Origin of the sequence: Jannaschia pagri (assembly GCF_019655435.1) — a bacterium.
GTDB lineage: Bacteria > Pseudomonadota > Alphaproteobacteria > Rhodobacterales > Rhodobacteraceae > Jannaschia > Jannaschia pagri.
Map to the genome: position 1 here is coordinate 861,714 of NZ_BPFH01000001.1, position 18,899 is coordinate 880,612.

General features: G+C 64.0%; 22 protein-coding genes and 1 pseudogene. 17 read left to right on the forward strand and 6 right to left on the reverse strand.

The window, feature by feature from the left end; all coding sequences use genetic code 11:
• Positions 1 to 118: 118 nt before the first annotated feature.
• Both deoC and K5R33_RS04185 read left to right on the forward strand, forming a co-directional pair.
• On the forward strand, positions 119 to 1,039 hold the full coding sequence (gene deoC / locus K5R33_RS04180) for a deoxyribose-phosphate aldolase (protein WP_220747881.1): 921 nt from the start codon (positions 119 to 121) through the stop codon (positions 1,037 to 1,039).
• A gap of 61 nt (positions 1,040 to 1,100) precedes the next feature.
• Positions 1,101 to 3,407, forward strand: coding sequence for an aldehyde dehydrogenase family protein (locus K5R33_RS04185; RefSeq protein WP_220747700.1), 2,307 nt, complete (start codon positions 1,101 to 1,103; stop codon positions 3,405 to 3,407).
• Positions 3,408 to 3,473: 66 nt separating this feature from the next.
• Here the strand turns inward: K5R33_RS04185 and K5R33_RS04190 are convergent, their stop codons facing one another.
• Positions 3,474 to 4,397, reverse strand: a complete 924-nt coding sequence (locus K5R33_RS04190) for a LysR substrate-binding domain-containing protein (RefSeq protein ID WP_220747701.1) — start codon at positions 4,395 to 4,397, stop codon at positions 3,474 to 3,476.
• Positions 4,398 to 4,517: 120 nt separating this feature from the next.
• Here K5R33_RS04190 and K5R33_RS04195 point away from each other — a divergent pair, with 120 nt between their 5' ends.
• From K5R33_RS04195 to mnhG, 7 genes are read left to right on the forward strand one after another with little or no spacing between them, the layout of a single operon-like run.
• Complete coding sequence (locus tag K5R33_RS04195; protein ID WP_220747702.1) at positions 4,518 to 6,758, forward strand: putative monovalent cation/H+ antiporter subunit A; 2,241 nt, start codon at positions 4,518 to 4,520, stop codon at positions 6,756 to 6,758.
• A complete protein-coding gene (locus tag K5R33_RS04200) occupies positions 6,755 to 7,177 on the forward strand; it encodes a Na+/H+ antiporter subunit B (protein ID WP_220747703.1) in 423 nt (140 codons plus the stop codon). The genes K5R33_RS04195 and K5R33_RS04200 overlap by 4 nt, the downstream gene beginning before the upstream one ends.
• Positions 7,177 to 7,584, forward strand: coding sequence for a Na+/H+ antiporter subunit C (locus K5R33_RS04205; RefSeq protein WP_220747704.1), 408 nt, complete (start codon positions 7,177 to 7,179; stop codon positions 7,582 to 7,584). Before K5R33_RS04200 ends, K5R33_RS04205 begins: the two co-directional genes overlap by 1 nt.
• A complete protein-coding gene (locus K5R33_RS04210) occupies positions 7,581 to 9,098 on the forward strand; it encodes a Na+/H+ antiporter subunit D (protein WP_220747705.1) in 1,518 nt (505 codons plus the stop codon). The genes K5R33_RS04205 and K5R33_RS04210 overlap by 4 nt, the downstream gene beginning before the upstream one ends.
• On the forward strand, positions 9,095 to 9,574 hold the full coding sequence (locus K5R33_RS04215; RefSeq protein ID WP_220747706.1) for a Na+/H+ antiporter subunit E: 480 nt from the start codon (positions 9,095 to 9,097) through the stop codon (positions 9,572 to 9,574). The genes K5R33_RS04210 and K5R33_RS04215 overlap by 4 nt, the downstream gene beginning before the upstream one ends.
• Complete coding sequence (locus tag K5R33_RS04220; RefSeq protein WP_255576030.1) at positions 9,571 to 9,906, forward strand: MrpF/PhaF family protein; 336 nt, start codon at positions 9,571 to 9,573, stop codon at positions 9,904 to 9,906. The genes K5R33_RS04215 and K5R33_RS04220 overlap by 4 nt, the downstream gene beginning before the upstream one ends.
• A complete protein-coding gene (gene mnhG / locus K5R33_RS04225) occupies positions 9,903 to 10,250 on the forward strand; it encodes a monovalent cation/H(+) antiporter subunit G (protein ID WP_220747707.1) in 348 nt (115 codons plus the stop codon). The genes K5R33_RS04220 and mnhG overlap by 4 nt, the downstream gene beginning before the upstream one ends.
• 24 nt (positions 10,251 to 10,274) lie before the next feature.
• Here mnhG and K5R33_RS04230 read toward each other — a convergent pair whose 3' ends face one another.
• The 5 genes and pseudogenes from K5R33_RS04230 to K5R33_RS04250 form a co-directional block, all read right to left on the reverse strand.
• Positions 10,275 to 10,922, reverse strand: coding sequence for a DUF1523 family protein (locus K5R33_RS04230; protein WP_220747708.1), 648 nt, complete (start codon positions 10,920 to 10,922; stop codon positions 10,275 to 10,277).
• A 12-nt stretch (positions 10,923 to 10,934) separates the two neighbouring features.
• Positions 10,935 to 11,201, reverse strand: coding sequence for a hypothetical protein (locus K5R33_RS04235; RefSeq protein ID WP_220747709.1), 267 nt, complete (start codon positions 11,199 to 11,201; stop codon positions 10,935 to 10,937).
• A gap of 129 nt (positions 11,202 to 11,330) precedes the next feature.
• A pseudogene (locus K5R33_RS04240) lies at positions 11,331 to 11,687 on the reverse strand (restriction endonuclease); the annotation flags it as partial.
• A 282-nt stretch (positions 11,688 to 11,969) separates the two neighbouring features.
• The gene (locus K5R33_RS04245; protein WP_220747711.1) at positions 11,970 to 12,245 is read right to left on the reverse strand and encodes a winged helix-turn-helix domain-containing protein; all 276 of its coding nucleotides are present in this window, start codon (positions 12,243 to 12,245) and stop codon (positions 11,970 to 11,972) included.
• Positions 12,242 to 12,550, reverse strand: a complete 309-nt coding sequence (locus tag K5R33_RS04250) for a hypothetical protein (protein ID WP_220747712.1) — start codon at positions 12,548 to 12,550, stop codon at positions 12,242 to 12,244. Before K5R33_RS04250 ends, K5R33_RS04245 begins: the two co-directional genes overlap by 4 nt.
• Before the next feature lie 163 nt (positions 12,551 to 12,713).
• Between K5R33_RS04250 and K5R33_RS04255 the strand changes: the two genes are divergently transcribed.
• The 8 genes from K5R33_RS04255 to K5R33_RS04290 all read left to right on the forward strand — a co-directional run bounded on the left by K5R33_RS04255 (position 12,714) and on the right by K5R33_RS04290 (position 18,825).
• The gene (locus K5R33_RS04255; protein WP_220747713.1) at positions 12,714 to 13,985 is read left to right on the forward strand and encodes an acetylornithine deacetylase/succinyl-diaminopimelate desuccinylase family protein; all 1,272 of its coding nucleotides are present in this window, start codon (positions 12,714 to 12,716) and stop codon (positions 13,983 to 13,985) included.
• Positions 13,986 to 13,995: 10 nt separating this feature from the next.
• Positions 13,996 to 14,760, forward strand: coding sequence for an alpha/beta fold hydrolase (locus tag K5R33_RS04260; protein WP_220747714.1), 765 nt, complete (start codon positions 13,996 to 13,998; stop codon positions 14,758 to 14,760).
• A gap of 69 nt (positions 14,761 to 14,829) precedes the next feature.
• Positions 14,830 to 15,186 carry a YigZ family protein gene (locus K5R33_RS04265; protein WP_220747715.1) on the forward strand — a complete coding sequence of 119 codons (357 nt, stop codon included), beginning with the start codon at positions 14,830 to 14,832 and terminating at the stop codon, positions 15,184 to 15,186.
• A gap of 101 nt (positions 15,187 to 15,287) precedes the next feature.
• Positions 15,288 to 15,737 carry a hypothetical protein gene (locus K5R33_RS04270; RefSeq protein WP_220747716.1) on the forward strand — a complete coding sequence of 150 codons (450 nt, stop codon included), beginning with the start codon at positions 15,288 to 15,290 and terminating at the stop codon, positions 15,735 to 15,737.
• A complete protein-coding gene (locus K5R33_RS04275) occupies positions 15,734 to 16,300 on the forward strand; it encodes a hypothetical protein (RefSeq protein ID WP_220747717.1) in 567 nt (188 codons plus the stop codon). The genes K5R33_RS04270 and K5R33_RS04275 overlap by 4 nt, the downstream gene beginning before the upstream one ends.
• A complete protein-coding gene (locus K5R33_RS04280) occupies positions 16,284 to 16,871 on the forward strand; it encodes an SCO family protein (protein ID WP_255576029.1) in 588 nt (195 codons plus the stop codon). The genes K5R33_RS04275 and K5R33_RS04280 overlap by 17 nt, the downstream gene beginning before the upstream one ends.
• Positions 16,872 to 16,981: 110 nt before the next feature.
• Complete coding sequence (locus tag K5R33_RS04285; protein ID WP_220747719.1) at positions 16,982 to 18,439, forward strand: ABC transporter substrate-binding protein; 1,458 nt, start codon at positions 16,982 to 16,984, stop codon at positions 18,437 to 18,439.
• Positions 18,436 to 18,825: a YunG family protein gene (locus K5R33_RS04290; protein WP_220747720.1), complete on the forward strand. Its 390-nt coding sequence runs from the start codon at positions 18,436 to 18,438 to the stop codon at positions 18,823 to 18,825. The genes K5R33_RS04285 and K5R33_RS04290 overlap by 4 nt, the downstream gene beginning before the upstream one ends.
• Positions 18,826 to 18,899: the final 74 nt, after the last annotated feature.

Genomic DNA, 18,899 nt, shown 5'->3' on the forward strand with positions numbered 1-18,899 from the left:
CGTGCAACGCTTTCGGCGTATCGGCGCTCCGATAGGCTTTAGCCCGCGCATCCTTACCAACTCGCTAACCAGACCGGAAAACCTGCCCTTGACGTCCGACCTGCCCCGCAATGCCGGCATGCCCTTTGACCCGAGCGTGATTGCAGGGTGTCGGGTCAACACGCCCGCCACGCTCCGCCGGGCCGCGACGCTGCCCGCCCAGCGGTCCCTTAAGAAGGACTGGCAGGCGGCCTGGCTCGCCCGCGCGATCAGCATGATCGACCTCACGACCCTATCGGGGGACGACACGCCCGGACGCGTGCGACGACTTTGTGCCAAGGCCCTCTCGCCGGTCCGGGCCGATCTGCTCGATGCCATTGGCCTGCCGCATCTCACGACCGGGGCCGTCTGCGTCTACCACGAGATGGTGCCCGTCGCCGTTGAGGCCCTGGAGGGGCGCCTGCCGGTGGCCGCCGTCTCGACCGGGTTTCCCGCTGGCCTGTCGCCGTTTGACCTGCGCCTTGCGGAAATCGAACGCTCCGTCGCGGCGGGGGCCACCGAGATCGATATCGTCATCTCTCGCCGCCACGTCCTGACCGGGAATTGGGCCGCGCTGTACGATGAGACGGCGCAGATGCGCGCAGCCTGTGGCGCGGCGCATATGAAGGCGATCCTGGCGACCGGAGAGCTTGGCACCCTCAAGAATGTCATGGCGGCCTCCATGGTCTGTATGATGGCGGGGTCGGACTTCATCAAAACATCCACCGGGAAAGAGGCCGTGAACGCCACCCTGCCCGTGAGCTTGGTGATGATGCGCGCGATCCGCGCCTATGAGGCGGCCTCGGGCTACAAGGTCGGCTACAAGCCAGCCGGTGGCGTGTCGAAAGCAAAAGATGCGTTGGTTTACTTGGCCCTCTTGAAAGAAGAATTGGGCGACCGATGGCTGCGGCCCGATCTATTCCGCTTTGGCGCCTCTTCGCTGCTGGGCGACATCGAGCGACAGTTGGAACACCATGTGACCGGGCGATACTCCGTCGGCCATCGGCACGCCTTGGGCTGACGGCAGCGACGCATATTTTTGGAACATCGAAAGGGGCGCAGGACCCCGAAGGCGAGGAACGATGAGCGTGGCCGACATCTTCGAGACCATGGAGTGGGGCCCCGCCCCTGAAAGCCGCGCCGAAGCAGACGCTTGGCTGGACAGCCATGGTCGGAGGTTCGGGCATTACATCGGCGGCAAGCGGTTGGCGGCGGGCGAGACCTTTGCGACGGTCAACCCAGCCACGGGCGAGACCTTGGCGGAGATCACCCAGGGCACCGCAGAGGATGTGGCCCAGGCCGTGAAAGCCGCGCGCAAGGCCCACGGTTCCTGGGCGAAAAGCAGTGACCACGACCGAGCCCGCGTTCTGTACGCGATTGCCCGGGGGCTGCAAAAACATGCACGTTTGTTCGCCGTTCTGGAGGTTTTGGACACGGGCAAACCCATCCGTGAAGCCCGGGACATCGACGTGGCCCAAGCGGCGCGCCACTTCTACCACCACGCGGGTCATGCGGAACTGCGCGGCGAGACCCATCCAGATGCGGAGCCCTGGGGCGTCTGTGGCCAGATCGTGCCTTGGAACTTCCCGCTGCTGATGCTCGCCTGGAAGGTGGCGCCAGCTTTGGCCATGGGCAACACGGTCGTGTTGAAACCGGCAGAGTGGACGCCCCTGACGGCGCTTGCCTTCGCAGAGATCTGCGACGGGGCGGGCGTGCCGCCGGGTGTGGTCAACATCGTGACCGGCGATGGCGCCACGGGCGCCGCCTTGGTGAGCGCAGAGATCGACAAATTGGCCTTCACAGGCTCCACCGAGGTGGGACGTCTGCTGCGGCGTGAGACAGCGGGTCGGGGGATCGGGCTGACCTTGGAGTTGGGCGGCAAGTCGCCTTACCTGGTGTTCGAGGACGCCGACATCGACGGCGCCGTCGAGGGCCTTGTGGACGCGATTTGGTTCAACGGTGGGCAAGTGTGCTGCGCCGGATCCCGCCTGTTGGTGCAGGAGGGGATCGCCGAAGACGTCACCGCCCGCCTGCGCGCCCGCATGGCGCGGATACGGGTGGGCAACCCGCTCGACAAATCCGTGGATATGGGCGCGCTCGTCCACACGGAGCAAAAGGCCCGGATCGAGGCGATCCTGGAACGCACGACAGGCAAGATCCATCGCGGCGCCGCTCCGGACGGATGTTACTTACCGCCTGTCCTAGTCACGGACCTGCATTCGGCTGACCCGCTCATGCAAGAGGAAGTATTCGGCCCGGTTCTGGCCATGACCACGTTCCGCACCCCGGCGGAGGCCGTGCAACTGGCCAATGACACGACCTACGGCCTTGCTGCCTCAATCTGGTCGCAGGACATCGACGTGGCCCTCGACACCGCGCCCAAGATTGACGCGGGCGTGGTCTGGGTGAATGGGACCAATATGCTGGACGCCGCCGCGCCCTTTGGCGGCCTCAAGGAAAGCGGTTTCGGTCGTGAGGGCGGGACCGCCGGGCTTGCCGCATACCTGCGCCCAGGGACCGGGGCGCCGTTGAAGGCGCCGAAGGTTTATGCGGGCGACGCTGCGCCGTCCGCCGAAATCGACCGGACCGCCAAGCTGTATATCGGGGGCAAACAGGCGCGGCCGGATGGCGGCTATACGCGCACTGTTTTCGGGCCGAAGGGCGCCGTTGGGGATGTGGGGATCGCCAACCGCAAGGACCTGCGCAACGCTGTCGAGGCGGCGCGGGGCGCTACGGGATGGAGCCGGTCCACCGGGCACCTGCGGGCGCAGATCCTGTACTACATCGCGGAGAACCTGTGCGCCCGGGCCTCCGAGTTCGAGGCGCGGCTCGCGGCCCAGGGCGCAAAGGACCGGGTCGAGACGGCCACCCGCCACCTCTTCCGCTGGGCGGCCTGGGCGGACAAGCACGACGGACGGACCCTGGGTGTTCCCATGGGCGGTCTGGCCTTGGCCCTGAACCGTCCCATCGGGGTGATTGGCGCCTTCGCTGCGGAGGAGACGCCTCTGACCGCCTTGGCGCAGGTTCTGGGGGCAGCTTTGGCAACGGGCAACCGACTGGTGCTGGTCGCGCCGGAGTCGGCTCCATTGACGGCAACGGACCTTTATCAGGTGCTGGACACCTCGGATGTGCCCTCGGGTGTTGTGAACATCCTGACCGGCGCGCATGGGGATCTGGCCGCAGAAATGGCAGGCCACCTGGGGGTCGATGCGGTCTGGTCGTTCTCTTCAGCCGATATTTCGGCGACGATCGAAGCCGGGGCTGCCGCCGACCTCAAACGCACCTGGGTCAACAACGGAACGGGTCGCGATTGGCTGGCGACGGACGGCACCGTCTGGCTGGCCCAGTCGACCGAGGTTCAAACGATTTGGGTGCCGTTCGGGCTATGAGGGACGCTGCATCACTGACACGGGATTGGGCCCACCGCACCGGTGCAGGCGCGGGGCCCCGCCCTCTCACTGCGTTCTGACCTGCACTTCGGGCGCATCCCGGTCCAAGATAGAACGGATGGCCTCGGCAAGTTCTGTGAACGCGGCACCCTGGGCAGCCGTTTCGCGCCAGACCATCCCGATGTCGCGCCCCGGTTGCGGCTCGGCCAAGGGGCGGGCCACGACCAGATCCTCGCGCGCCACTTCGGACCTGACGTAGAGCGCGGGAAGCACCGAAAGCCCCAGGCCCGTCGCCACCATCTGACGGAGCGTGTCGAGCGACGTCCCCTCGTAGTCCAAGGACAGATGCGCCCCCGTCGCGGTCGCCAGATCGGCCACCGTATCATGGAGCCGATGCCCCGCCTCCAAGGTCATGAGTGTTTCGCCTCGCAAGGCATCTGGGCTGACCACAGCTTGGGACGAGAGCGGGTGATCTACGGGCATCACCAACAGGAGGGGCTCATGGAACAGGGGCGCCACCTGAACACCGCTTTCGGTCAGCGGGACGGGAAAGAACAGCAGGTCCAGAGACCCGTCGCGCAGCCGTCCCAGCAAATCAGCCGCCAGCCCTTCGCGCACGTAGAAGGTCAGGTCGGGATAGGTCGCATGGAGCGTCGGGATCACCAGGGGCAGGAAATAGCCGCCTAGACTGCCGACAATGCCAATTCGGATCGTGCTTGCGAAGGCATCGGCACCGGCCCGCGCAACCGCCGAAATGTCCGCCACATCGCGCAGAACCCTCCGGGCGCGGTCTGTCACCTCCTGCCCCACAGGCGTCAGCGTGACGCCTGCGCGGGACCGCTCGACCAGTTGAACCCCCAGCTTTTCCTCCAACTCGCGGAGCTGCGCGCTGAGCGTGGGTTGCGTGACATGGACGCTTTCGGCGGCACGGCGAAAGTGCAGCGTGTCGGCCACGGCGACCAAGTAGCGGAATTGCTGCAATGTGGGCATCGACGGTGCCTCAATTTTCAACGATAGGGCGTGACTATTGAAAATTACTTATACCGTAGGTTTGAACAATCAACAAAGTCGCCTATGTAGCCCTCCAACGCGATAAGCCAAGGACAGTCGATGGCGAAGACGGATACGAGTGGAGGCCCCCTGGGCGGGCCCGCCGGTTGGATATCGGTTCTGATCCCCCTGATCCTGTTTGGTTGGTTCGCACAACATCTGCCCGCCGTTGCCGCCGGAGAGGTGTTGGCATGGCAATGGGACTGGGTCCCTGGCCTTGGGGTGTCGATTGGGATCTTGCTAGATGGGCTGTCCCTCTCCTTTGCCCTGCTCATCACAGGTATCGGAACGGCGGTGACGCTCTATTCGACGTCCTATCTGGGCGGCAGTCCGCACTACACGCGGTTCGTCTGTTACCTGATGGCCTTCATGACCGGGATGCTGGGCCTGGTTTTGTCGGACAACCTCCTGACGCTCTTCGTGTTTTGGGAGGTGACGACGATCTCCTCCTACCTGCTGATCGGCTATAACGCGGACGAAGCCAAGTCGCGTCGAAACGCGCTCCAGGCCCTTCTGGTGACGGGAACGGGCGGCTTGGCCTTTCTGGCGGGGATCATCCTGATCGGTGCGGCGGCGGGAACGTTTCAGATTTCCGCCATCGAAGCGACGCTCGCGGATCATCCGCTGTATGTGCCGATCTTGATCCTGGTGCTGGCCGGGGCCTTTACCAAATCGGCGCAGGTGCCCTTTCACTTCTGGCTGCCCAACGCCATGGCAGCGCCCACGCCGGTCTCGGCCTACCTGCACTCCGCCACCATGGTGAAGGGCGGCGTTTACTTGTTGGCCCGCATGAACCCGAGCCTTGGCGGGACGGACCCATGGTTTTGGACGCTGGTTTCGTTCGGCGGCGTAACGGCGGTGTTCGCCTCGATTCTGGCGATCAAACAAACCGATATTAAGCAAGTCCTGGCCTACACAACGCTCATGGCCCTCGGCACGTTGGTGATGTTCATCGGCGTTGGAACGCCCGAGGCGATCAAAGCTGCGATGACGTTCCTCCTTGTGCACAGTTTCTACAAAGCGGCGCTGTTCCTGATGATCGGCGTTGTGGACCATGGCACCGGCACGCGGGATGCGACCGTGCTGCGCGGCCTGGCGCGGGCCATGCCATTGACGGCCCTGGTCGCCGCGCTGGCCGCCTTGTCCATGGCCGGTGTGCCGCCACTGTTCGGCTTCATCGGCAAGGAATTCATGTACAAAGCCGCGTTGGAGGCGGATCCAGCCATGGTCTGGGTCGTGTCCTGCACCTTCGCGGCTTCGGCCCTGATGTTCGCGGCTGCCGGGATTGTCGCGTGGCGCCCCTTCACCGGGCGCCTCGCCGACACCCCTGTACGCGCCCATGAGGGCACAGCCCCTATGCTGATCGGGCCGCTGCTGCTGGCGGCCTTGGGGCTCGGCCTCGGGCTGTTCCCGGATTATGCCGAAGCCCTTGTCCGCCCCGCCGCAGCGGCAGTCGCCGGAACAGAGGTGAAGGTGGACCTCTACCTCTGGGGCGGCGTGAACACCGCGCTCATCTTGTCCCTGGTCACCTTCGCCATCGGCTGGGTGCTGTATCTCATCCATGGGCGCCTACGGGGCTGGCTGTTGACGTGGAAGTCGCGGTTCGACCCGGGTTGGGACAGATTGCTGGGCTGGGTCGCCGCTGGCGCCCGCTGGCAGACCGAGGTGATCCAAACGGGCCAACTTCGGCGCTATATCTTCGTCACCTTTGCGACCCTGGCCATTGTCATGGCGTGGACGGTCTGGCGCGCAGAGCTTACGCCCTCCATGACGCTGGGCGACGACATCCGCATCAAGCACTGGTCGGTTCTGCTGTTTATTACGGCGGGCGCCGCGCTCGTGGCCTTTACCAATAGCCGCATGACGGCCGTGGCCTCGCTGGGCGTGGTCGGTGTGGGCGTCGCCCTCGTGTTCATCATGTTTGGCGCCCCCGACGTGGCCATTACGCAACTGCTGGTCGAGGTGTTGCAGGTCGTACTGGTCGCCGTCGCCATGTTGAAACTGCCCCATCTGAACCACGAGTATGTGAAAACCCTGCGCATCTGGGATCTGCTTTTGGCGGTGGTGATCGGCGGGCTGACAACTTTCGTGCTGCTCACGGTTATGGACACGCCCTTTGATCTGCGCCTGACCGAATTTTTCGAGGAAAATTCGGTCCCCGTGGCCTACGGGCGGAACATCGTGAACGTCATCCTGGTGGATTTCCGGGCGATGGACACCTTCGGTGAAATCGCTGTGGTGGTCATTGCGGCCCTGGGCGCCTTTGCCCTGCTACGCGGCACGAAAAGGGGGACCCAATGAGATCGTCTTTGATTGTTCAGGCTGCCACGCGTCTGTTGGTGGGCCTGTTGCTGTTGTTCTCGATCTGGATGCTGCTGCGGGGTCACAACGAACCCGGTGGGGGCTTCATCGGCGGCCTCGTCGGGTCGACGGGTTTCATCCTCTACGCCATTGCCCATGGATGCCGCGCCGCACGGGAAGCGCTGCGGATCGAGCCACAGACCATCGCCGTCTTGGGCCTAGGCATCGCGCTCGCAGCCGGGGCGTTTGCCTATCTTGCCGGTGAGCAGCTGTTCACGGGTCAATGGCTGTTCCTGGGACGGACGGAGGAAAACTATGGCGTGCCCCTATCCAACATCCTGGTGTTCGACATCGGCGTCTACCTCGTCGTCATGGGCTCCGTGCTGACGCTGGTCCTCGCCCTGGAGGAAGAAGTCTGATGGAAGTCTTCGTCGCGATCATGGTCGGTGCGCTTGTGACGGCCTCGGTCTACCTGATGCTGGCCCGCAGCGTTCTCCGCTTTCTCTTCGGGTTGGTCCTGCTGTCGAATGCCGCGAACCTGCTGATTTTTGCCGCCGGAGGCCTGACCCCCGAGGCACCGCCCCTGGTGGCCGAAGGCGCCTATGCCCCGCCCGAGGGCGTGGCCAATGCCTTGCCCCAGGCGCTGGTCCTGACGGCCATCGTGATCGGCTTCGGACTGTTCGCCTTTGCGCTCGTGCTGATTTACCGGGGCTACCAAAACCTTGGCACGCTCGACAGTGAGCAGATGCGGCTGGCGGAGCCGCCGGAAAGCGACCCACAGCCCTCCACGCCGCAAATGTCCCCCATGGCGGAGCTTTCGAAGTGACGACCTGGCTGCTCCCCCTTCCGCTTATTCTTCCCTTTGCCACGGCGGTCCTGGCGTTCCTCTTCCGCCGCAATCGCGAGGGGCGCTGGATATCCGTGTTCGGATCTGGCGCCACCCTGATCGCGGGGCTGATCCTGTTCCGCGAGGTGTGGATGAACGGGCCCATCGCCGCACAGATGGGCGAATGGCCAGCCCCCTTCGGGATCACCCTTGTGGCCGATACCCTCTCGGCCGTCATGGTCGTGATCACCGGCATCACGGGTCTTGCCGTCAGCATCTATGCCGTCACCGATGTGACCGACGAAATGGAGGAGCTTGGCTATCACGCCATCTTTCAGGTGCTGATCGCGGGCGTCACGGGGGCCTTCCTGACGGGCGATCTGTTCAACCTCTACGTCTGGTTCGAAGTCATGCTGATCTCATCCTTCGGGATGCTGATCCTGGGTGGCAAACGGGTGCAGTTGGACGCGGGCATCAAATACGTGACGCTCAACCTGATCTCGACGATCTTGTTTCTGTCCGGCATCGGTCTGCTCTACGGGACCACGGGAACGCTCAACCTTGCGGACCTGAGCCGCGTTGTGCCCACCGTCGACGACGGCCTTATCACGATCATTGCGATGATGTTCATGGTTGGCTTTGGCGTGAAGGCGGCGGTGTTCCCGCTCTTCTTCTGGCTGCCTGCCTCGTATCACACGCCCAGCTTTGCGGTGTCGGCGGTGTTCGCGGGCCTGCTCACCAAGGTCGGCGTCTACGCCATGGTGCGGATGTTCACCCTGGTGTTCACCCAAGACGTGGCCTTTACCCATACGATCCTGCTGTGGGTCGCCTGCGCGACGATGGTCACGGGCGTTCTGGGCGCGGCGGCACAGACCGACTTCCGCCGGATCCTGTCGTTCCACATCGTTAGTCAGATTGGGTACATGATCTTGGGCCTGGCATTGATGACGCCGCTCGCCATCGTGGGCGCGGTCTTTTACCTGGTCCACCATATCATCGTGAAGGCGAACCTGTTCCTGGTTGCCGGCGTGGCCAATCGGATCGCTGGCGGGACGGAGCTGGGCCGGATTGGCAGCCTCTATAAGGGCGCGCCGCTGCTGGCGTTTCTGTTCCTGGTCCCGGCCTTTTCCCTGGCGGGCTTTCCGCCGCTGTCGGGCTTCTGGGCAAAATACGTGCTGGTCAAAGCCTCCATGGACATCGAGATGTGGCTGGTTGCGGGCATCGCGCTGGCGGTGGGTCTGATGACGATCTACTCCATGACGAAGATCTGGGGACAGGCATTCTGGAAGCCTCACCCCAGCGGCATCGTGCCTAAACTCACCGATATGCCCTCCCATGAGCGGGCGCCGCTGATGATCCCGATTATCGCACTGGCGGCCATGACGGTTCTGATCGGCCTGTTCCCACAGCCCTTCGTGGCCATCGCGGAGCGTGCGGCCGCGGAACTGTTGGACCCAACAGTCTACGTGACCACAGTCCTCGGAGAGATCGCAGAGGAGGCGGCGGACCAATGAGCCTATTCCTACTCAATATCATCCTCGCTATTTCCTGGGCAGCGCTGACAGGGACCTTCACCTTGCCTGGGCTCGGCGTCGGCTTCGTCGTGGGGTTTCTCTCGCTCTGGGTGGTGCAGCCGCTCTTTAAGGAACAGGGCGGCGGGTACTTCGTCAAAGTCTGGCGATGGGTGCGGCTGATCGTGCTGTTCCACTACGAACTTGTGGTGTCCTCCCTGTCGGTGGCTTGGGACGTTCTCACCCCGCGCCACCGGGCCCGCCCCGGCATCCTGGCCGTGCCGCTGAAGGCAAAGGGCGAGGCGGAAGTCCTGCTGGTCACGAACCTTATTTCTCTGACGCCCGGCACGCTATCCTTGGACGTCACCGAAGACTGCAACACCCTATTCGTCCATGCCATGTTTGCCGACGATCCCGATAAGATCGCCTCCGACATTGAAAACGGCATGGAACGCTGGGTTCGGGAGGCCTTGGAATGAGCGTCGATCTGATGGAAACGATGCCGATCTTCGCCGTATCGGTCCAGATCTCCTTCGCCCTGGTGATGTCTGGGATCGTCCTTGCCTTTATCCGTCTGATCAAAGGACCTAGCCTGCCCGACCGCGTGGTGGCGCTGGATACCATGACGGTTCTAATCGTCGCCTTCTGCGGCCTGTTCGTATTTGAAAGCGGCTCGACAGCCTTTCTAGATGTGGCCGTTGTGCTGGCCCTGATCGGGTTCCTGGCGACGGTCGCCCTGGCGCGCTTTATCGAGCGCCGGGCCGAGCGCCAGCCGAACGGCACCGCGTCACAACCGGAGGATGAGGCATGATCCTGGAACTCTTCCTGTCGCTCTGCGTCCTATCGGGCGGGTTCTTTGCCTTCATCGCGGGTCTCGGCATCCTGCGCCTGCCGGACGTTTTGATCCGCATGCACGCGACGACCAAGGCAGGCACGCTGGCGAGTGGTCTCATCATCCTGGGCGTGGCGGTGGGGATCGGTGACGCCCCGACAATCGCCCGGGCCCTGGCGATTGTCGTCTTCCTGCTGCTGACGGCACCTGTTGCGGCTCATATGATCGGACGCGCGGCGTTCCGAACGGGCATCACGCTCTGGGGTCCCACCACCGTTGACCCGTCGGCCCCTGTTAAGCTGAACGCCCGGCACGACGACTGAAGCCGCCGCGCCACAGCCAAACCCCTACCGAGATGATTTACCTCCGAGCGAGGCAAACCAGGCGCGGATCCCTTTCTTCCGCTCAACCACAGCGTCGGTGGCGTCGTCCCAGGCTTCGCCCGCGTCTTCGATCAGCGGGTCAATCCGGTCGCGGCGAAACCGCAGGACACGAACCGTGGTCGCCCATATCAGAGCCGCCAGCAGGACGAAAAAGGCGATGTTGAACCAAGGGATCAGGGTCTCGTCTGGCCCGGAGACAGGCCGTAGCGACACGGCGTTGGGATAGATCGACAGCCATTCCAAGCGCCAGCCATAGTGACGCACGGCGACCCATTCCTGCGCTACGTCCGAATCGTAATCATTGGCCTCGGCTTGCAGGTTGCCGCTGTCGAACTTCAGGTATGGCGGCCAGAACCCAGTGTCCTGATTGCGGAAAACCTTAGCGTTGCGGTTCTCGTCTACTGCATTGATGAAGCGCACATCCCGGCTTGTGCTCGCCGCGTTTCCACCATCGGGCCCCGCATAGAACATGTTGTTCCAGCCTGAGGTATCGACACGGATCACCTCTGTCCCTGTGATCCGGACAATGTCACGGTCCGGCAGGTTGTAGTGCAGATAGCCACCGATGACCGCAACGACGATGAACAGCGCCACATATTGAACAATGCGCATGGAACCGCCCCCTTAGGCGTAGTTGAGATAGAGCACGACACCGCAGACCACCGTGATGGGTACGATGTAAACGCCCAAGATCAGTTTAGGATGCAAACGCTGTAGATAGGTTCGCAGACCATTTGCAACGAATGTATGCTCGGGCAGCGGTGGTTGGCTCTGGGCCCATTCCGCCTTCAGCCGCTCTGCCTCGCCAGCCCGGAACCAAAAAACGAGGCTGACATAGACCACGGACAGGCCAATCGTCAGGAATAGGACCAACCTGAGTAATCCAAGCATGTTGCGCCCCTCCGTAGGCCATTCGCCACCTTGGATCTCTACGTAGTGTGCGCCGCCCCCTCCTGCGACCCATCACATGGGGGTTTTTGAGGGCCGTCCGCACGTTTCAAAACAGAGACGACCGGTCCATCACACCCCGTCAAAATACCCCGTGTCGACATCCACCACGTCGACCGTCCGGGTAGAGACGCCGAGGCCGAATTCCTTCAGCAGGTCGCACAACCGGGACCCGTCGATCAAATCAATAGCAACCGCTCCGTCCCGCGTCGCCTCGTCGCGAGCCTGGGCAGTGAAGGTGCTTGTTGTGATGAACAGGCCTTTCTCAGCCCGTCCCTTCATGGCGCCGCGAAAGTCCCGGATCTCACCCGCCCCGACACTGCTCTTCCAGCGCTTGCATTGAAAGAACACCCGGAAAGACACCAGGTTCACGCGCAGCATACCGATACCGTCGATGCCACCATCACCCGTCTTGCCCCGCACCTCGACCTTTCCGAAGCCTGCCTATCGCATCATGCGTTGCGCCAGGCGTTCAAACGCACTTGGGTCCATGGCGCCCAGAACCGACCGAAGCGTTTGCCGCCAAGCGTCCCCATCGGGCTCAGACGATTGCAAGGCGGAGGGCCGCCCCCTGTCCCGCTCAGCATCGGCCACGGCCCGTCGCGGCGGACGTTTCTAGCGCGACCGAACGCGCTCCTCTTCGAGGACTTGGGCCTAGTTGGCCGTCGTACCGACCAAATCATCCATCAATGCGCCCTAAGGCGTCAGCGCTCAGACCCCCCGCGCAGAATTCGCAAGCGCCCCACCACACCGCAGGTAAGTCCGGGACCAACTCAAGTCGTAGGCCACCCGCGACCGCCCATCCGTCTCAGACATCACACGGGCCTGCTCGGCCTCTGTGACGCCCTCCAACGCAACCACACGTTCGTCCAACTCTTGGATGGTGGCCGACCCGCCCATGTCCCGCAGCGCGCGCAGCGTTACCAGCATCATCCCCGGCAAGGACGGCAACAGGCCTTCTTCCACAGTGAACAACCTGCCGGTCACCACTCCACCTCCGTCCAACCCCGCGGAAGGTTCGCCAGGGATAGCACCATCACCGGCGCCCAGATGATCGCCGACCGACCGGACAAGATGACGAAGTGCCAGGGCGTCTCGCGCCACACCACATCGCCCGCCGCGCCGTACATCACCCAAAACCCGAGGCCGGACAGACAGATCAACAGGAGCGTCGAGACACAGCCGTTCACCACAAGCCAGCCAACCCCTTCGGGCAGCAATCGCCCCAACAGCCATGGCACGCCCCAGGCGATTGCGCCGAGTCCTAAGACTGGCAGGATCAATCCACTCATCGCGCGCCCATCCTCCGCCCGCCGGTAACCGCTCACCCTCACTTTGACCCAGGGGCTGCGCCAGTACCACCCGGCATCAAACCAGCACGGTCGCGCGCTTTCAGGTGGCGACCCACGAGAATTCTAGCCAGGATGATCCCGTGACCCCAATCGCCGAGGCCCCATGGACCGCTTGCTGACAGAGATCGAGACCCGGCGCGACGACCTGGTGGCCCTGACCCAGGACCTGATCCGCATCCCAACATTGAACCCGCCAGGCCTGCACTACCGGGATATCTGTGCCCTTGTGGGCGACCGGTTGGGCGCCCGTGGTTGGCAGGTCGAGATGGTCCGCGCGACCGGCGCCTTGGGCGACAGCGAAAAATATCCTCGCTGGAATGTCGTCTGTCGCCTGGAGGGCAAACGCCCCGGAGACTGCTTGCATTTCAACAGCCACCACGACGTCGTCGCCGTGGGCGACGGCTGGACCCGCGACCCCTTTGGCGGCGAGGTGGCAGAGGGGAAGGTCTACGGGCGCGGTGCCTGCGACATGAAAGGCGGCCTCGCCACCTCCATCATCGCGGCCGAGGCCTTTGCCGACCTTCACCCCGATTTCGCGGGTGCCATCGAAATAAGCGCCACAGCGGACGAGGAATCCGGCGGCTTCGGCGGTGTCGCCTATCTGGCGCAACAGGGCTTCTTCGACCCTGCCCGCGTCCAGCACGTCATCATACCCGAGCCGCTGAACAAGGACCGCATCTGCTTGGGCCACCGCGGCGTCTGGTGGGCAGAGATCGAAACCAAGGGCCGTATCGCCCATGGCTCCATGCCGTTCCTGGGCGATTGCGCCGTGCGCCACATGGGCGCCGTCATGGACGAGATGGAGCGCACGCTGTTCCCGCTGCTCGCGGGCAAGCAGACCGAGATGCCCGTCGTTCCCGAGGGCGCCAAGCACTCCACGCTCAACATCAACGCGATCCACGGGGGAGAGCCTGTGCAGGACGAGGACTACACGGGCCTACCATCGGCCTGCGTGCCCGACCGCTGCGTGCTGACCATAGACCGCCGCTTCCTGATCGAAGAGGACATCGCGGAGGTGAAGGCCGAGGTCACCCAGATGATGGAGCGCGTCCGCGCGGCCCGGCCCGACTTCCGCTATGAGATCCGCGACCTCTGGGAAGTCCAACCCACCATGACGCCAGAGGACGCGCCCATCGTCCAAACCGTGCAAGATGCCGTGACCCAGATCCTAGGCAAATCCGCCGAATTCGTCGTCTCCCCCGGGACCTATGACCAAAAGCACATCGACCGCATCGGGCGGCTCAAGAATTGCATCGCCTATGGCCCGGGCGTCTTGGACCTGGCCCATCAACCGGACGAATGGATTGGCGTGCAGGACATGGTGGACAGCGGTCAAGTGATGGCGCTGGCACTGCGGCGCTTACTGTACCCGTAGGGCCAGGCGCATGACCCTTGCGACCGATGACAGACCGGCCAGAAAGGTCTTCTGCCATGGCATTCCCGGCAGTCCGCAGGATGTCCGCTTGCTGCCCCGTGCCGACATACAGTCGATCTATGCCCCGAACCTGCTTGCCCACTCCGGTTCTGATCCACTTCAGGGTTTCGCGCATGACTGCAACGTTGGAGGCGATGGGCGGACCCCGCTCCACCTTATCGGCTTCTCTCTTGGGGCGATGGTGGCCTTGCGATACTCCGCACGGTATCCGCAGAACGTGGCTAGGATCACCCTGATCTCAGCGGCGGCCCCCCTGCCGCTCGCCGACGTTCTGTCCCGCATGGCCGGGGCCCCAGTGTTCAGACTTGCGACACATGCCCCCGGTCTCTTTCGGGCACTGACATACGCCCAGGGCGCCCTTGCGAAGCATAGGCCAAGGCTGCTCTTGCGGCAGCTCTTCGCCTCTGCCCACCCTTCCGAGCAGGCATTGCTAGACGATCAAACCGCGTCGCAGGTCCTGATCGCCGCCCTCAACAACAGCTATTGCGCCAATCGCAGGGGCTACCGCACCTGGGTCGGGCACTACGTCCAGGACTGGAGCGCCGACCTTGCGCGGGTCACCTGCCCCGTCACGCTCTGGCACGGAGAGCACGACACTTGGGCGCCGCCCGAGATGTCGGACGCCCTGTCGCGGGCCATTGCCGGACCGACCCAAGTCATCCGACTGCCGCAAGCGGGACATTATGGGACCCTGCGTGCGGCAGATATTCCGTGACGCAGGCAGACATGTTGCGCCGGCGGGCAACGCCTTGCCAAAACCAAGAACCACCCCCAGGACGGCCCGATGCGCACCCTTACACTGGACATCAACGACCGGGGCAGCCGATATGCGGTCACCGGCGCGCCCGCCCGCACCGCGGCCGAGGCAAAGGCTGTGGTCAAGGCGCTGTGTCGGGACAAGAAATTCGCCAAGGCAACCCATAACACCTGGGGACTTTGGGCAGGACAGACGCCCATCAAGAACGACGACGGGGAATCCGGCGCGGGCATGGTCATCTTGCGCATGTTGGACCGCGCGGATCTGCGCGACCATGTGGTCATCGTCACACGGTGGTACGGGGGCAAGCACCTGGGTGGCGACCGGTTTCGCCATGTGCAGAGCGCAGTGCAGACGTACCTTGATGGCCTCGACCAGAGGTAGCGGCAGGTTCCTTTCACTCTCCTTGGGGTCGATTGTGATTTGCCAGGGCGGCACTAGACGGCAATAATTGACATATTATCAGTAAGGGAGACGTGACAAAGATGCGCCATATCCTCTTCATCGCAGCCCTGGCGTTGCCGCAGGCGGGCCTCGCCGCCTCGGGCGAGCGTATCCAAGTCACGGGCGAAGTGATCGACACCTGGTGCTACTTTTCCGGTGTGATGGGACCGACCGACGCGGTGGTAGGCTCGGCCCACCATACCTGTGCCCTGTGGTGCAGCGCGGGCGGGATCCCCGTGGGCCTGCTGACCGAAGAGGGCACGGTTTACATGGTGCTTAAGATGGAAGCTGATCCGGCCAGCGCCGGGGGCGATACGAACCTCCATATCGCCTCGCACACCATCACGGCCGATGGCATGGCCTATGAGCGCGATGGGCTGAATTACCTGATCGTTGAGACAATCACGGCGGACCAGGACATCGTGGAGCAGACCCATGACGACTTTGGCGTGATCCCCGGCTTCGCCATCCCAGAGGAGGCCGCCCAATGAAACATCTGCTCTTCGCAGCGCTCTGCTCGCTCATCGCGGCCCCGCTGGCAGCACAGGATTTCTCCGAAGGGTCCGAGGCCCGCAGTTGGAACCTCTATGCCGAGGTCCCGGCGCGCTTCACGGCCACGGTCACCGACCCGCTGTGCGAGTTGGCGGGCCAATGCACCCCCGATTGTGGCGGCGGACGCCAGCAATTGGTCCTTTTGCGCGAGGCCGATGGCGCCATGGTCTTTCCGCTCAAGAATGGCCAACCCGCGTTTACCGGCGCCGCCGTCGAACTCGCGCCCTTTTGCGGCCAAACGGTCGAGGTCGACGGCCTGATGATCGACGATCCTGAGATTGGCGCCGTCAACGTCTATCTGGTGCAGCGCATCCGCCCCGAGGGCGGCGAGTGGCGCCGCGCCAACCAATGGACCAAGGATTGGGCCACCCGGCACCCGGAGGCCGCAGGCGATGGCCCTTGGTTCCGCCGGGATCCGCGCGTGCTGTCTGAGATCGAGCGTGAAGGCTACCTGGGTCTGGGCGCCGAGGCGGATGCCGCCTTCATTGCCGATTGGTTCTGACGTGCTGCGCGCTCTGGCTTTGACCCTGGCTGTCGCCACGCCGTTGGCGGCCGCTGACCTCCCCGACAGCCTGTTCCCCACAAACTTCGGCGGCGCCTATGCGCTGACGGATCACCATGGCGCCATTCGGACCGAGGCCGATCCGGACGGACACCTGCAACTGATTTTCTTTGGCTATGCCAATTGTGAGGCCATTTGCACGGTCGCCCTGCCGATCATGTCAGAAGTGTCTGCGAGCCTGTCTGACCAGGGTATCCAAACGACCCCCTTGGTCATCACCGTCGACCCAACCCGTGACACGGTCGAAACCATGGGCCCGGCCTTGGCGAGCTACGCGCCGGGCCTGACCGGCCTCACCGGCTCCGAGGCGGACTTGGCCGAGGTCCGCGCGCTGTTCCACGTTGAGCGCACGGCCCTCTTTGAGGAACCTTTGGGGGGCACCGTCTACACCCATGGGTCCCATATCTACGTGATGGATGGGGCCGGCGGCTTCCTGACACTGCTCCCCCCGATCCTCTCCACCGAGCGTATGGTGGAGATCGTGGCAGGCTACGCCCAGTCCTTGCCATAGACCGGCGGTCCTCGCCCCAGGTCACCTCTCTGAGGCCGCGCGTCCGTTGATCGGGTTGCCCCTGCGCCCTTCGCCCGGATACGCTGGCCCAAACTCTGGGAGGGACCCCCATGCTCACACGATCCGTCGCCGTCCTGGCCTTGACCGCCACCACAGCCCTGGCCCAACAAACCGACATCACCATCGGCATGCAGTTGGAGCCGCCAAACCTCGACCCGACCGGGGGGGCCGCGGCAGCCATTGATGAGGTCGTCTATGCCAATGTCTTCGAGGGTTTGACCCGCTTTGGCCCCGACGGCTCCGTGCAGCCTGCCCTGGCCCGCAGTTGGCAAACCGGCGGCGATGGGCGCGTCTGGACCTTCACCCTGGCCCAGGGTGTGACGTTCCACGATGGCACACCGTTTGATGCCGCCGACGTGGCCTTCAGCCTGAACCGCGCCCGCGCCGAAGACAGCACCAATGCCCAAAAGGCCCTGTTCGACGGCATCGAAAGCGTCGAAGCCGTCGATCCCCACACCGTCCGCATCACCCTGGCGGAGCCGAACGGCAACTTCGGCTTCAACCTCGCCTGGGGCGATGCGGTGATCGTGGCCCCTGAAAGCGCGGACACCAATGCCACCCAACCCGTCGGCACCGGCCCGTTCAAATTGGCCCAATGGGTTCAGGGAGACCGGGTCGAACTGGTGGCCAACCCAGACTATTGGGGTGAGGCCCCGGCCCTGACCGCCGCGACGTTCAAATTCATCTCGGACCCGAATGCCGCCTTCGCCGCCATGATGGCCGGCGATATCGACGCCTTCCCTGTGTTTCCGGCCCCAGAGACGCTGGCAAGCTTCGCCGCTGATCCCCGGTTTGAGGTCATCGTCGGCTCGACCGAGGGCGAGACGATCCTCGCCATGAACAACAAAGCCCTCTCGGACGTTCGCATCCGCCAAGCGATCACCCATGCCATCGACCGACAGGCCATCATCGATGGCGCGATGTTTGGCTATGGCACACCCATCGGCACCCATTTCGCCCCCCACAACCCCGATTACGTGGATCTGACCGCCGGGTCGGCCCATGACCCCGAAAAGGCCCGCGCCCTGCTGGCCGAGGCGGGTGCCGAGGATCTGACCCTGCGTCTGATGCTGCCGCCGCCGTCCTATGCGCGGCGCGGGGGTGAGATCATCGCAAGCCAGTTGCGCGAGGTCGGGATCCAGACCGAAGTGACGAACCTGGAATGGGCCCAGTGGTTGGAGCAGGTCTTCCGCGGCAAAGACTTCGACATGACCATCGTCAGCCACACGGAACCGGCCGACATCAACATCTACGCCCGGCCGGAGTATTACTTCCAATATGACAATGCCGCGTTCCAGGCGCTCATGGACAAGATCGGCGTGACCTCCGACGCGGCTATGCGGTCGGAACTGCTGGCCCAGGCGCAGCGGATCATCGCGGACGACTACGTCAATGGCTACCTGTTCCAACTGGCCAAGACAGGTGTCGCCGATGCCCGCATCCAAGGGCTGTGGGAGAATGCGCCGACCCAGGCCAACGACCTCACCGGGGTCAGCTGGTCCGAATGAGCGACGCTGCCCCAGAGGTGGGCCCCTTCGATGAGGCCCGCCTCCGCGCCGCATTGCCCAGCGCGTGGTCCCTGGCGACGGCGGTTCAATGGACAGCGGACAACCCCGCGTCGGGCCAATGCAATGTCACGGCAGCCGTCGTCCATGACCTCTTCGGTGGAGAGATCCGCAGGACCCTGCTGGGGGATGTCTGGCACTACTACAATTGGATCGACGGGCGGCGGGTTGATTTGACGGATAGTCAATTCACCGCACCAGGCGCGCGCTTCGCCGCGCCAGAGGGCTACCAAGACGTGCCAAGTCACCGTGCGGAGGCCCTCACCGGCATCCCGCAACGGGAATATGACAGCCTCCGCGCGGCTTTGGTGAAGGCCCTCGGGACCTGACACGCGGGTCCGCACCGGGGCCTAAACCACGGGTTTGACGATCCAAGCACAGGGGCCTGCGTCGCGCCCCCCGC

What these genes read in the sequence shown, in the direction of transcription:
- deoC (WP_220747881.1), top strand. Translation starts at nt 119, where the DNA reads ATGCCCTTTGACCCGAGCGTGATTGCAGGGTGTCGGGTCAACACGCCC.
- K5R33_RS04185 (WP_220747700.1), top strand. Translation starts at nt 1,101, where the DNA reads ATGAGCGTGGCCGACATCTTCGAGACCATGGAGTGGGGCCCCGCCCCT.
- K5R33_RS04190 (WP_220747701.1), bottom strand. Translation starts at nt 4,397, where the DNA reads ATGCCCACATTGCAGCAATTCCGCTACTTGGTCGCCGTGGCCGACACG.
- K5R33_RS04195 (WP_220747702.1), top strand. Translation starts at nt 4,518, where the DNA reads ATGGCGAAGACGGATACGAGTGGAGGCCCCCTGGGCGGGCCCGCCGGT.
- K5R33_RS04200 (WP_220747703.1), top strand. Translation starts at nt 6,755, where the DNA reads ATGAGATCGTCTTTGATTGTTCAGGCTGCCACGCGTCTGTTGGTGGGC.
- K5R33_RS04205 (WP_220747704.1), top strand. Translation starts at nt 7,177, where the DNA reads ATGGAAGTCTTCGTCGCGATCATGGTCGGTGCGCTTGTGACGGCCTCG.
- K5R33_RS04215 (WP_220747706.1), top strand. Translation starts at nt 9,095, where the DNA reads ATGAGCCTATTCCTACTCAATATCATCCTCGCTATTTCCTGGGCAGCG.
- K5R33_RS04220 (WP_255576030.1), top strand. Translation starts at nt 9,571, where the DNA reads ATGAGCGTCGATCTGATGGAAACGATGCCGATCTTCGCCGTATCGGTC.
- mnhG (WP_220747707.1), top strand. Translation starts at nt 9,903, where the DNA reads ATGATCCTGGAACTCTTCCTGTCGCTCTGCGTCCTATCGGGCGGGTTC.
- K5R33_RS04230 (WP_220747708.1), bottom strand. Translation starts at nt 10,922, where the DNA reads ATGCGCATTGTTCAATATGTGGCGCTGTTCATCGTCGTTGCGGTCATC.
- K5R33_RS04235 (WP_220747709.1), bottom strand. Translation starts at nt 11,201, where the DNA reads ATGCTTGGATTACTCAGGTTGGTCCTATTCCTGACGATTGGCCTGTCC.
- K5R33_RS04250 (WP_220747712.1), bottom strand. Translation starts at nt 12,550, where the DNA reads ATGAGTGGATTGATCCTGCCAGTCTTAGGACTCGGCGCAATCGCCTGG.
- K5R33_RS04255 (WP_220747713.1), top strand. Translation starts at nt 12,714, where the DNA reads ATGGACCGCTTGCTGACAGAGATCGAGACCCGGCGCGACGACCTGGTG.
- K5R33_RS04260 (WP_220747714.1), top strand. Translation starts at nt 13,996, where the DNA reads ATGACCCTTGCGACCGATGACAGACCGGCCAGAAAGGTCTTCTGCCAT.
- K5R33_RS04265 (WP_220747715.1), top strand. Translation starts at nt 14,830, where the DNA reads ATGCGCACCCTTACACTGGACATCAACGACCGGGGCAGCCGATATGCG.
- K5R33_RS04270 (WP_220747716.1), top strand. Translation starts at nt 15,288, where the DNA reads ATGCGCCATATCCTCTTCATCGCAGCCCTGGCGTTGCCGCAGGCGGGC.
- K5R33_RS04275 (WP_220747717.1), top strand. Translation starts at nt 15,734, where the DNA reads ATGAAACATCTGCTCTTCGCAGCGCTCTGCTCGCTCATCGCGGCCCCG.
- K5R33_RS04285 (WP_220747719.1), top strand. Translation starts at nt 16,982, where the DNA reads ATGCTCACACGATCCGTCGCCGTCCTGGCCTTGACCGCCACCACAGCC.
- K5R33_RS04290 (WP_220747720.1), top strand. Translation starts at nt 18,436, where the DNA reads ATGAGCGACGCTGCCCCAGAGGTGGGCCCCTTCGATGAGGCCCGCCTC.